General features: G+C 60.0%; 11 protein-coding genes. All 11 read right to left on the bottom strand.

The features are described from left to right. Positions 1–380: 380 nt before the first annotated feature. The 11 genes from AS9A_RS02105 to AS9A_RS02055 all read right to left on the bottom strand — a co-directional run bounded on the left by AS9A_RS02105 (position 381) and on the right by AS9A_RS02055 (position 11,863). Complete coding sequence (locus AS9A_RS02105) at positions 381–1,085, bottom strand: hypothetical protein (RefSeq protein WP_013805237.1); 705 nt, start codon at positions 1,083–1,085, stop codon at positions 381–383. Positions 1,086–1,125: 40 nt separating this feature from the next. Continuing rightward, entirely contained in the window at positions 1,126–1,824 is a 699-nt protein-coding gene (locus AS9A_RS02100) for a hypothetical protein (RefSeq protein WP_013805236.1), read from the bottom strand. 196 nt (positions 1,825–2,020) lie between these two features. Then, positions 2,021–3,271, bottom strand: coding sequence for an MCE family protein (locus AS9A_RS02095; RefSeq protein ID WP_013805235.1), 1,251 nt, complete (start codon positions 3,269–3,271; stop codon positions 2,021–2,023). Further along, the gene (locus AS9A_RS02090) at positions 3,268–4,527 is read right to left on the bottom strand and encodes an MCE family protein (RefSeq protein ID WP_041450793.1); all 1,260 of its coding nucleotides are present in this window, start codon (positions 4,525–4,527) and stop codon (positions 3,268–3,270) included. The genes AS9A_RS02095 and AS9A_RS02090 overlap by 4 nt, the downstream gene beginning before the upstream one ends. Further along, positions 4,524–5,780: an MCE family protein gene (locus AS9A_RS02085; protein ID WP_013805233.1), complete on the bottom strand. Its 1,257-nt coding sequence runs from the start codon at positions 5,778–5,780 to the stop codon at positions 4,524–4,526. Before AS9A_RS02085 ends, AS9A_RS02090 begins: the two co-directional genes overlap by 4 nt. Next, positions 5,780–6,775: an MCE family protein gene (locus tag AS9A_RS02080; RefSeq protein WP_013805232.1), complete on the bottom strand. Its 996-nt coding sequence runs from the start codon at positions 6,773–6,775 to the stop codon at positions 5,780–5,782. The genes AS9A_RS02085 and AS9A_RS02080 overlap by 1 nt, the downstream gene beginning before the upstream one ends. Further along, complete coding sequence (locus AS9A_RS02075; protein WP_013805231.1) at positions 6,772–7,839, bottom strand: MCE family protein; 1,068 nt, start codon at positions 7,837–7,839, stop codon at positions 6,772–6,774. The genes AS9A_RS02080 and AS9A_RS02075 overlap by 4 nt, the downstream gene beginning before the upstream one ends. Further along, positions 7,836–9,185 carry an MCE family protein gene (locus AS9A_RS02070; protein WP_013805230.1) on the bottom strand — a complete coding sequence of 450 codons (1,350 nt, stop codon included), beginning with the start codon at positions 9,183–9,185 and terminating at the stop codon, positions 7,836–7,838. The genes AS9A_RS02075 and AS9A_RS02070 overlap by 4 nt, the downstream gene beginning before the upstream one ends. After that, the gene (locus AS9A_RS02065; RefSeq protein ID WP_013805229.1) at positions 9,182–10,042 is read right to left on the bottom strand and encodes an MlaE family ABC transporter permease; all 861 of its coding nucleotides are present in this window, start codon (positions 10,040–10,042) and stop codon (positions 9,182–9,184) included. The genes AS9A_RS02070 and AS9A_RS02065 overlap by 4 nt, the downstream gene beginning before the upstream one ends. Positions 10,043–10,046: 4 nt before the next feature. Then, positions 10,047–10,856, bottom strand: a complete 810-nt coding sequence (locus AS9A_RS02060; RefSeq protein ID WP_013805228.1) for an MlaE family ABC transporter permease — start codon at positions 10,854–10,856, stop codon at positions 10,047–10,049. Further along, on the bottom strand, positions 10,856–11,863 hold the full coding sequence (locus tag AS9A_RS02055; protein WP_013805227.1) for an ABC transporter ATP-binding protein: 1,008 nt from the start codon (positions 11,861–11,863) through the stop codon (positions 10,856–10,858). The genes AS9A_RS02060 and AS9A_RS02055 overlap by 1 nt, the downstream gene beginning before the upstream one ends. Positions 11,864–12,076 lie beyond the last annotated feature (213 nt).

Below are 12,076 nucleotides of genomic sequence, written 5' to 3'. Positions count from 1 at the left end.
TCTGAACTACGAACGGCAATCGCTGTCGTCTGCTTTGCTGAGTGTTTGAGTCCGCTGGTGGCACCCCGAACGAACCCTCCCCACTCGACTGGGCACGAATAGCGCCAAGACGAACAACGAGGTATGGACAGGAGGCAGCCAGCGCAACGTCCAACAATAGACGAACATTAGTCAGATGTCGAATAGAGCATCTGGCGTGGCAGCAGAATCGTACCGCTCGCCCGCCTGCGCGCATGACTATAGAACGCTTCCGGTGGGACGAAACGACCGCAGCTGCCTCCTAGCAACCATGCGCGGTTACTGTCATCCCATCGGAAGCATAATCCTACTTGCTCCTCGTGTCACCGGGGCCGCGACGCTGAAACACCAAGATGTGTCGTTTATCGCTCGTCGATCGAGTCGATAAGCCAGTCGCCATCCACCTTCTTGAGGACCACACGCAGCGGGCCGGAGTACATCTCCCCCGGCACGTCGTCGTATTCGGTGCTCACAAGTGACAGCGCGAGCAGTTCAGCTTCATCGTTTGACAACGCGTGCACACCGGCATGCCGGATCGCCATCTCGACTGTGGCCTGGCGCTGTTCGGCTGCCTGGCGCGTTGCGTCAATGGTCTGCCGGTATTCATCCTGCATATCCTCGGTGAGGAACGACAGCGCACGGTCAAAGTCGTCGTCGAGGGTTCTGTAGTCGTAGCTGAAGACCGCTGCGAGAGCTTCCTTCGTGCGGTTCTCCACTTCCGTGGTCGCCGCTTGATCGACGAACGCGATACCGTCGCTCTCCGGCTGTCCACGCAACGCCGAAGGGCCATGCACCACCGCAAGAACGATCGCGCTAGCGATGGCGATTGCGCCCACGATGATCGTTGCGGACAGCAATCGAGTATTGACGCCAGCTAGGGCGCCGCGCCCAGCGGCATGGCGGCCAGAACCGCCCCCGGCCCGCTTGTCTGAGCGGCGCTTCGGGCCGGTTGAAGCATCACTTGCCGTGCCCTGTACTTGTGGGTCACGGCTGCTCCCGTGGCCAGCCAGCTTGGGCCGGCGGTTCTTCCCTCCGGGGCCAGGTGTAGTGCGACGAGGACGAGACATAGATAGGGACTCCTAATACTTCTAGATCCGCGAAACCGGCCTATTCACCAGGTTGCCCAGGCTGAGGTTCATCTTCTGGGGCACCTTCACCGGGAGTTTCGTCGGTGGGCAGCTCTTCGAGGGGAAGCTCCGCACCCTCAGGCATCAGTTCTGGCGGCAACTCGCCGTCCGCACCCGGCGATTCAGCGACCAATGCCGGCGTCCCAACCTGAGTTGACGCCGAGACCTTCCACGAACCATCGACGCGCGCCAGCTGCATTTCCATCATGACCCGCTGCGTCACGGATTGCCCTGTGGGCCCGGCCGTCGTCCTCAGAACGACAGCGATAGCCAGCGCCTCATCGGAGTCGGGATCGAAGTTCACTATGGCGATATCGGTCACGTCAGCATTGATACGGCCCCCGGACGGGGCATCGGACTCGAGCTGATTGCGCGCTTCTTCCATCTCCGCGCGCAACTGCTCACCGGTGATCACCGACTCAATATTTCCGAAAGTCGCATCAAGATCATTGGTATCGAATGAGTTGAGGTACACGGCAGCTTGCCTGGCCTCACCGAGCAGCCTGTCCCGCTCGCTTGAGGTGCCTGCCTGATCGAGAGCCTTCCACCACGCGAAGCCGACCCACCCGAGGGCAACGACTGCCAGTACGAAAAGCGCAATCACTACCGCACCCAGCTTCCCCCCTGACTTTTGAGTTTTGGCCGGAGCTGGATCAGTTTCGACAGTCTTGTCACTCACGCGTACACCGTACCTTTGCGAAGTAATCACATTGCCTTCCCGCGATTTTCCAAGAAGATTTCTCAGCCAACAGACAGATCTGTGCGCATGCGAATTGGGGCCCAGCAGCCCACAATCGTGAAGGATTCACCCTTACACAGAGGGTGAATCCTTCACGATCGCGTCGCGCGAGACCCCAATTCGGTTACCTGAGCTGTCAGTTCCAGCCGACAAGCTCAAGTAGTTCAAATGCCTGCCGACCGAAGGGTGCGAGGTCTGTGTGGTCACCGGCACGCTTCGGGTTGTTGTCCCAAGGCTGAGGAACGCTGGGATCAGCGAAGATCGCCTTGTTCGAGCTTCGGACGCCGACGGGACTGCCCTGCGGCGTCCGGCAGCCAACCGACGTATCCCACTCCCAGTCGCTCATCGCACCGTTGATCATGGGATTTCCGGTGGGGCCTCCGGGGAGCCGCTGATAGGTACCTTCGTAGCCGACAGTACAAGCCGGCGGGTTGTTCAACTCGAAAATGAGACCAAAGCGGGCCGTGCCGTCACCAGGCGCAGCAGTGTACGCCGCCGCGCCAAGCGCTGGCAGTGCCTGCAGGACAGGACGGAGGAACTGACCACGCTCACCGAGAACCTCGGCTATAGGCTCCGTGGTCCGTAGGAACTCAGTAAGACCTGGCCCCCCTCGTTCGAGCAGAGCGGACACGGCCGCACCCGCATCTGTCGACGTGTTGATTATGCGTCGAATATCTTGATCGCTCTGCTGCAACTGGTCCGTGATCAGGGTCAGATCGCGAGAAAACGACCGAATCTCGTTTGCCTGCTCAGCTTGAGTGCGTAGCACCACGCTGCCGTCACGGAGGAATTGTAAGGTCTGATCCATCGATTCATTGGCTTCCTCGGAGAAGGCATCGAATGAGTCGATGATCGTGCCCAGATCCTCGCCGCGGCCGTGGAAAATCTCCGCCGTCTCGGCCACAACTTCCCTGAACTTATCTAGCGGGATCGACTGCGACAGGTCATACAGGCCGTTGAGCAAAGACTCCACACGTACCGGCGCGGAACTGTTCTCGAATTCGATCACGGAGCCTGATTCGAGGTACGGCCCTTCGTCGGTGTCAGCCTGGAGGTCGACGAACTGCTCGCCCGCAGCCGAGCGGTTGTTGACTTTCGCTCGTGAGTCAGCTGGGATGTCCGGCGCATCGTTGCGAATGAGGAGTTCCACCCGAGTACCACCTGGTATCGGCACTACCTCGCCAACTAGTCCCGCTGGAATACCCCGGTATGTGACTTCGGCGTACGGGAAGATTCCTCCGTTGTCTTCCATCTCGACATATACCGGGAACTCACCGAAGCCGAGCAGCGTATGGAGACGCGCGTACTTGGCGCTCACGAAAATCACGCCCACCACAGCCACGATCACGAAGAGGATGAGCTGGATCTTTACGAATCGTGAAATCATGGCTGCCGATCTCCCAACATATTCAGGAGGTCCTGGATCGGACCTGGCATCTCGTCACCATTCGGGAGTCCGACTTGGACGAGATTTCCTAGTGGCAGTAGAGGCTGTGTCCCCGGGCCCGGCCGCGGGCCGTTGCCCCCGATGTACGGGTTCGACGGGTCAACTGCCGGTTGTGGCGAACCGTACGGAGCCACATACTGCGGTGTGCCCTGGCCCACGCCGAGGTTCTCCAAAGTGTCGGCAATCGACAGATCGACCGCCAGCCAGAGGTTAATCGCTCCACCGAAGGTTGAATCGATGGCAGCGTCCGGGAACGGATAGGTCGGGAGCAGCTGAATCGAGTTCGGGAGATCCGGCCCGGTGTTCGCCAGCGCCTGGAGCGTCGGGCGAAGCGCGCGCAAGTCTTGAACGAGATCGTCGCGGGCCTGCCCGATCACCTGGGTTCCCACCTGGCTCATCCCGTCGAGCTGCCGGAGCATCTCGATGATTTGGGGCGTTTGTTCGCTGAGGATCTGGGTTCCGCGGGGAATTTCCTCCACAACCCGGCTGATCTGCTCGCGCTGGTTGTCCAGGCGTCCAGACATAACCTCGACGTTGTCAAACGCGCGCTGAATCTCCGCGCGCTGGTTGTTCAGGCTCGCCACTAGCTGGTTCGTATCATTTAGCAGAGCCTTCACCTGTGGTTCACGACCGCCGAAAGCCCGGTCGAGTTCCTCGATAATCGGCTGGATTTGGGCCACGCCGCCGCCGTTCAGCAGTAGCGAGAGCGCACCGAAGATGTCCTCGATCTCGATCTGGACCCGACTGTTGTCGATTGGGATGACATCGCCCTCCTCGATCACCTCCGGCACACGGTCTGCTTGGGGTGGCGGCTCGATGGCGAGGAACTTCTCACCCAGCAGTGCGGTCTGCTGAATCGAGATCCGTGAGTTCGCGGGAAGCTGAAGATCGTTTTGAAGCGTCATGGAGACGACGGCGTTCCATCCATCATCACTCAGGTCCACCCTGTCGATCTTGCCCACATTGACGCCATTGACCTTGACCATGGTTTCCGGAAAGACCTCAGGCACCTGGTCGAATTCGGCGGTCACGGAGATGGGATCGGGGCCCAGGCTCGGGCCGCCTGGAAGGGGAAACGTGTAGATGCCGTCGCTCATCACGAAGCAGCCAGAGGCGGTCATTGCCAGCGCTCCCAGCCCCGTCGTGGCGACAGCCCCTCTAAGTAGCCTTTTACGAACAGCGGATGTCTTGCTCACTGTCCACCTCCCCCGTGCGGCGCAGTAAATGATTGCTCGTTTTGCGTCTGCGGAATCGGCGAGAACTGGCCCGGTACCGTGCCTGGTACCGGCCCGGAACGCTGGACTAGATCGTTGCTCATGATCCCCAGTGGCAAGACCACTCCGGGGCTCTGAACTCCGGCGTTGACCTGCTCTGCCAAACCTTCGCACTGTCTGATGATCGGCGCCATCTGTCGCCCGAGTTCGGCGAAACGCGAGTCACCGGGGTAGAGACGTTGCAGATCGACAAGACCACAGATTGTGCCACCGAGATCCTGCAACTCAAGCAGGTTCACGCGTGCCGATAGCGCCCCAGCCTCTGCGTTGTACGCGTTGGCAAGGTTGCTGATCGCGATGGGGATGGCCACGATGATCTCTCGCATCGCGTCGGTCTCCTGCGATACACGGCCCGTCACCTGTGCGAGACCATCGATGTTGCTCGACAGTGCTTCTCGGTTGTCATTGACGAAACGTGCAACGTCGTCGAGCGCAAACGAAAGCTGATTGATTGCCGCACCAAGATTGTCCCGCTCTCCCGCGAGGAAGTCTGAGAACGTTGCCATCTGGGTGTTGAAGTTGCGCACCTGCGCGTCGTTCTCAGCTAGTGCTGTCGATAGTTCCTGCAGGTTGCGGACCGTACCAAAGAAGTCTTCACGGCCGTCGGCAAACACGCGTGAGGCCTCAGCTAGTTCGGTGATGGAGCGGCCTAGAGCCTCCCCGTTTCCGACGAGATTCTCGTGGGTGACGTCGATGAACTCACTTAGGGCACCGTCGGCATTCGCTCCGTCGGCACCCATTGCTTCTGTGAAGTCAGCGAGTGCCTGATAGATCTCATCCACCTCCACGGGAGTCGCTGTGCGCTCACGGGGGATCTCTGCGTCTGGCCCTTCGAGTTTCGGACCTTCTGAGTACGCCGGGGCGAGCTGGATGAAACGGTCTGAAACAAGTGACGGAGTCATCTGCATCGCGTGGACTTCAGCAGGAAGGTCCACGCCGCGATTGATGTTCATCTCGACGCGAACCTCGTCACCGACGGGGGTCACGCTCGATACCTTGCCGACATCGATTCCGAGCACGCGAATGTTTGTGCCGCTGTAGATGCCTACCGTCGTCGGGAAGTAGGTCGTGATCTTCATGCCCGGCCGGAAGAAGAAGTACCAGACAACTATTCCGGCCAACAGGACGAGCACCAGGCCGGCGGCAATCACCCCGAACGTCTTTTGCCGCGTCATCAGTTGCCTCCCACAGTGCGGATCGGTTCACGGATTCCAGGCACATCCGGGAGCCCTGGCGGAGTGATGTTGAGGATCGCAATGTCGAACCAGCGGCCATTACCCAGCGTGTCGGCGAAGACGCGGTAGAACGGGGCCATCAGATTCACTGCTCGGCCAAGACTTTCCTGGTTCGCGACAAGCATGTCGGTGACGCCCTGCAGTTGCGCGAGCGCGGGGCCGATCTGCTGCTCGTTATCCGCGACCAGGCCGGTGAGCTCGTTCGACAAGTCCTGAGTTGATGTCAGTAGGAGCGAAATCGCTTCACGCCGGATGTTCAGCTCTTGAAGCAGCAGCCCGGCGTTGGAGATCAGCCGCTGGAACTCCTGGTTGCGGTCCGCGAAAATCTGCGTTGTATCGCGTGTCCTGTCGAGAAGCTCGATCAGTTCCTGATCGCGGCTAGAGATCGTCTCCGACAGTCTGGTGACTCCGTCGATGGCGTTCTGCATATGCTCAGGTGTGTCGCGGAATGCATCAGACAGCGTTTCGAAGGCCTCAGCTGCCTGCGGCATATCCACCTCGCCGAGTGTGCGTCCAGCTTCCTGGAACGCAGGCACGACGTCGTATGGAGCGACGGTGCGGTCCAATGGAATTCGCACCGAAGGATCCAGCCCCTCAGTACCGCGTGGTTCGAGTTCGACGTACTTCTGCCCGAGCAGAGTCTTGATCTGAATCGAGGCACTCGTTCGGTCACCTATCCAGGTGTCCTGGACGAGCATGTCCACGACGACCCTGTCACCTTCGAGCTTGACGTCGGTGACGTCACCAACTTTGACACCCGCTACTCGGACCTCGTCGCCGCTTTCCAGGCCGCTCGACTCGCTGAATTCAGCCGAATAGCGGTTAGACGCACCGTAAATAGGGACGTCGGAAAGGTAGAAGGCGGACAGTGTGGCGAAGAGAAGGACCAATAAACCGATGAAGCCGGTAATGACCGGGCTGCGGTGGGTCGTCACTGGATACCCCCTGGCTGGCAGCGCGTTGCCGCATTGGTGTAGATCGGCTGGTTAATCTGCGGCAGGCCTGTCGGCAGGTTAAGCCGGGTTGGAGGGGATCCCGGCCCGAGCGTGAGATCGATTCCACACAGATACATCGAGAACCACGAGCCGTAGGACGCAGTCTTGCCAAAACGTTCGAGCTTGACCGGCAGGTTCTGAATCGCTGATTCGACCGCGGGCCGTCCCGTATTGAGGTTGCCCGCGAGCTGATCAATTGCCGAAATGTTCCCTTGAATCGACGGGCGGGACGGCTCGAGCAACGCGTTCAGTTCCTCAGACATCGACGCGAGCGAAGCGAATGCGCTGCCCACCGTTTCACGGTCATCGGAGAGCCCCGAGACCAAGACGTCCAATGAGGACACCATGTCCCGAATGTCGTCGTCGTGTTCGTTCACCCGCTCGAGTACCGAGTTCAGGTTGTTAACCACAGCACCGATCACGGCGTCCCGGTCAGCAATCGCGTTCGTAAGCGTGCCGACGTTCGCGACCAACTGGGTGATCGTCGCCGCTTCACCCTGGAAGATCTGGATGATCTGGTCCGCAAGCCTGTTCACATCTTCCGGTTGCAAGGTTTCGAACAGCGGCCGGAAGCCGTTAAACAGAACCGTGAGGTTTACTGCATCTTTCGTACTCGTGTTCGGGATCGTGGCGTCCGGCTCAAGTAGCTGACCATTTTGTTCATCGCCTTGGTTGAGCAGGAGGTAACGCTGGCCTGCCAGGTGGCGGTAGCGGATCGCTGCTTGTACGTCGGCCGGCAGTTCAATTCCCGGTCGCAACCGGAACTCGACTTCGGCCTCGCTTCGGTCAACAACCTTGAGACCGGTGACACTTCCAACGCGCACGCCCGCGATTCGAACCTCGTCTCCCACATTCATGGAGGTGACATCTGTGAATCGCGCCTTGTAGGTATTGCCGCCGGTGGGAAGGTAGTTGGCGATCGCAACGGCGAGCACGCTGACGGCGAGCACGGTGGTAACGATGAAAATGCCGAGCTTGATCAGTGGTGCTGCTAGGCCTCTCATTCGAAGCTCACCTCTGCTCCCCGGAGTACTGGTGCACCAATCAGCGTCGTCCAGCCGGGTACATCCTCTGGCTCGAGGCCTGTCGCCTGGCCGTAGACCACGGACAGTGCGTCGCGTTCCGCCGGGCTTCCCGCGATGTCGGACGCGTTTCCGCTACCGCCCAACGGCGCTACGGATGCCAACGGGTCCGGCAATTGCTGGAGATTCTGCGGGCCTGGGTTGCGTGATGGCGGTGCGTAGGCGCCGTCGTTGATGGCGCCGCCCGGATATTGGCCGAACTTGCCTTCAGTCGGTGGCACCGGCTGGTAGCAGATCGGTCCGCGCGTATCGAACATGCGTGGCTCATCCTGATTTGGTAGGTACTTTCCTCGCGGATTCGCAAGCTGCACTGTGACGTTCAGGCCCCGTCCGCGTTCCTCGACACCCACTCCGAAGAGCCGCTCGAACCGTGGCACCAGGTCAGCAAAGTAGCCGATCGCGCAGCCATACGATGGCGAGTATCGCGCGAGCAGTTCCAGCGCCTCGCGTGAGTCCGCTGCGATGTTGATGATCCGGTCCCCGTTGACGTCAAGGAATCCACGGAGGTCTCCGGCAGCCAGGGTGAGCGTCTCGAGCATCAGATCTACTGACGACCGTTGCTCCACGATTGTGGTGTTGGTCGTCCGGAATGTGTCGAGTGCGTCGACTATGTCGGGTAGCGCGTCACTATATGTATCCGCGAAGGTCGCGAAATCCTGGATTGTGGCCTCGAGGTTCGGGAGTTCCCTGTTGATGCCCTCGGCCATTTCCTGGAAGCGCTCGACCATCACGCCGAGGCGTTCGCCGCGTCCGCTGAATGCCTGGTTGAGCGATCCGAGGGTTACCGCGAGATCTTGTGGCGGCACTGCGGTAAGGAGGTCATAGAAGACGTCATACATGCGGGAGGCGTCGATCGCGCTTCCCGCATCATCCTCGGGGATGATCGCTCCGGCGGCGATGGGAGGTCCCGGGTCGTCTGGCATGACGAGTTCGACATACCGCTCACCGAAGAGTGTCTTCGGCAAGATCTGCGCAGTGACATTGGCGGGCACGAAGTCGGCTTGGTCTCGGTCGATCGCGATGTCGATCTCAGCACGTCCGTCCGGTGTCGATCGGGTGCCTCGGACCTCGCCAATGATGACGCCGGAGATCTTGACGTCGGCTTCTCTCTGCAGTGAGTTTCCAAGCGTCTCTACATTCACCACAGCCTTGGTTACGGGCTTGAACACCTTCGCGAATGTCATGGTCGTGAACAGGACGAACGCGATGATGAGCACGATGAAGGTCAGCCCATAGATGCGAACTCTCGCTTTACCCGGCGCACTCATCCCGCAACCCTCACCGTCGTCGATGTACCCCAGATCGCGAGACTGAGGAAGAAGTCTAGAATCGCGATCGTCACAATTACTGTCCGCACTGACGAGCCCACCGCGACTCCCACGCCTGCGGGACCGCCGCTCGCGGTATAGCCGTAGAAGCAATGCACCATGATCAGCACGAAGGCAAACACCAGCACCTTGCCGAACGACCATAAGACGTCTTCAGGCGGCAAGAACAGGTTGAAATAATGGTCGTACGCGCCTGTCGATTGCCCATTGAGGTAGATGTTGATCGCTCTGGAGGCAAAGTAAGCAGACAACAATCCGACGACGTAGAGCGGGATAACGGCGATGAAGCCGGCCACGATGCGTGTAGTGACGAGGAACGGAAGACTTGGAACGGCCATAACCTCGACCGCGTCGATCTCCTCTGAGATGCGCATAGCACCGAGCTGCGCGGTGAAGCCGCAACCGACCGTCGACGACAGGGCAAGCGCGGCAATCACAGGCGCAATTTCGCGGGTGTTGATGTACGCGGACAGCATGCCCGTGAGCACCGAAGCGCCGATCTGATCCAGTGACGCGAAGCCCTGCATACCGACGACGACGCCGGTGAACATCGACATCGCGATGATGACACCAAAGGTGCCCGCGATCACTGCCAGACCACCGGTTCCGAAGGTGACCTCTGCAAGCAGACGACTTACTTCTTTCGGGTACTTCTTGATCGTCGCCGGAATCCAGCCGATGGCCCGGGCATAGAAGGCCATCTGCTCGCCCAGCGAGTCCAGCGCGCCGACGGGTTTCCGGACGACTGTTTTCGCCCGGCGACTCATCACGTCGAGTCGGCCTCTCGTAGCAGTCATAACCTCATGCCCCCCTTGGAGGAACGATCTGGATGTACACCGCGGTGAGGATGAAGTTTGCGAAGAACAGGAGGAGGAATGTGATGACCACACCCTCGTTCACCGCATCGCCCACACCCTTCGGACCGCCCTTCGGATGGAGACCCTTATAGGCCGCGACCACACCCGCGATGACACCGAAGATCATGCCTTTGATCTCACCGATCCACAGGTCGGGAAGTTGCGCCAGCGCCGAGAAGGCCGCCACGTACGTACCTGGCGTGCCGTCTTGGAGCATGACGTTGAAGACGTAACCACCGGCCACACCGATAACCGCGACCAGGCCGTTGAGCAGGGCTGCGATGAGAATCATCGCGAGCACGCGAGGAACGACGAGGCGCTGGACCGGGTTGATCCCGAGGACCTCCATCGCATCGATTTCCTCGCGGATAGTGCGCGAACCGAGGTCCGCTGTCACTGCGGAACCGGCAGCCCCAGCGACAAGTAGCGCGGTAACCATGGGGCTGATCTGCTGCACCACGGCGAGCGAGCTGGCAGAACCGGTGAAGCCCTCGGCACCTAGCTGCCGGATAATCGCGCCCGTCATCATGGACACAACTGCGCCGAACGGGATCGCGACGAGTGCCGTGGGCAGGATCGTCACGCTGGCGATAAACCAAGCCTGCTGGATGAACTCTCGCGTCTGGAACGGCTTCCTGAAAGTGTTCCGGACGACGTCTACTAGCAGCTGAAGGATGAGACCCGCCTGGGTCAGCATCCCTTCAGCTGCTTGGCCAACCTTGTTGTTTCGCAGCGCACCAGCCGAGATAGCCATCAGTTGCTTCCTGCCTGCGATGCTTCGTATTCGCGGAGTTCTTCAAGGATCGCGCGGCGGGCAGGCTCGGGCAGATCATCCATCAGATGCCGGACCCGCTCCCGGCGGCGCAACTCACCCTGACGCTGCGGCATCCCCGGCGTCGGACGGATCTGCGGAATCACACCACGCACATCCTCATCTGGGGACCCATCACTATGACCCGCCTCCGCCATCGCCGCCTCAGCCGCCATCGTCGCCTCGTCCTTCTCCTCCGACATCCCGATCGGACCCAGACGACGACCATTGAGGAACTGCCCCACCACCGGCTCATCACTGGTCAGCAGCACCTCACGCGGACCAAACATCACCAGATGCTTCCTAAACAGCATCCCCAAGTTATCCGGCACCGTCCGCGCCATATTGATGTTGTGCGTCACGATCAGCACCGTGCAGTCAATCTGCGAATTGATATCCAGAATCAGCTGCGACAAATACGCCGTACGCACCGGATCCAGACCCGAATCCGGCTCATCACACAACAAAATCTCCGGATTCAGCACCAGCGACCGCGCCAGACCCGCACGCTTACGCATCCCGCCCGAAATCTCACCCGGAAGCTTGTTCTCCGCACCCAGCAGACCCACAAGCTCCATCTTCTCCATCACGATCTGACGGACCTCAGACTCCGACTTGCGCGTATGCTCCCGCAACGGAAACGCCACATTGTCATACAAATCCATCGACCCGAACAGCGCACCATCCTGAAACAGCACACCGAACATCTTCCGCACCTCATACAGCTCCCGCTGCGTGCACTGCAAAATATCGGTCCCATCAATCACGATCGAACCCCGCTCCGGGCGGATCAAACCAATCAGCGACTTCAAAAACACCGACTTACCCGTACCCGACGGGCCCAGCAGCGCACTCACCTCCCCAACAGGAAGCGTGAACGTGACATCAGACCAGATGTTCTGCGAACCAAAGGTCTTCGTCAGACCCTCGACAGCGACCTCGACTCCCACTGAACCTCCCAGCTAGGCCCACATCCCTGCACAGTGTGGGTTGCGTCACTTTAACCCACCAATGGGACGCGTATGACCCCGAACGTTACTTCAGGTTCGAATTCCGCTTTACACCGCCCCTCCCCCTGTGGGCTGCGGATTCGATGGATGGCGAGTCACCTCTGGGGTCGTGTCAGGTAACTCGTTGGTGCACAATAACTTTCACTCTTGACG

The sequence above is a fragment of the Hoyosella subflava DQS3-9A1 genome (genome assembly GCF_000214175.1).
GTDB lineage: Bacteria > Actinomycetota > Actinomycetes > Mycobacteriales > Mycobacteriaceae > Hoyosella > Hoyosella subflava.
Note: the sequence above shows the minus strand (reverse complement) of the source record. Positions and strands in the feature narration are given on the sequence as shown.

What these genes read in the sequence shown, in the direction of transcription:
- AS9A_RS02060 (WP_013805228.1), bottom strand. Translation starts at nt 10,856, where the DNA reads ATGGCTATCTCGGCTGGTGCGCTGCGAAACAACAAGGTTGGCCAAGCA.
- AS9A_RS02095 (WP_013805235.1), bottom strand. Translation starts at nt 3,271, where the DNA reads ATGATTTCACGATTCGTAAAGATCCAGCTCATCCTCTTCGTGATCGTG.
- AS9A_RS02105 (WP_013805237.1), bottom strand. Translation starts at nt 1,085, where the DNA reads ATGTCTCGTCCTCGTCGCACTACACCTGGCCCCGGAGGGAAGAACCGC.
- AS9A_RS02085 (WP_013805233.1), bottom strand. Translation starts at nt 5,780, where the DNA reads ATGACGCGGCAAAAGACGTTCGGGGTGATTGCCGCCGGCCTGGTGCTC.
- AS9A_RS02070 (WP_013805230.1), bottom strand. Translation starts at nt 9,185, where the DNA reads ATGAGTGCGCCGGGTAAAGCGAGAGTTCGCATCTATGGGCTGACCTTC.
- AS9A_RS02075 (WP_013805231.1), bottom strand. Translation starts at nt 7,839, where the DNA reads ATGAGAGGCCTAGCAGCACCACTGATCAAGCTCGGCATTTTCATCGTT.
- AS9A_RS02065 (WP_013805229.1), bottom strand. Translation starts at nt 10,042, where the DNA reads ATGACTGCTACGAGAGGCCGACTCGACGTGATGAGTCGCCGGGCGAAA.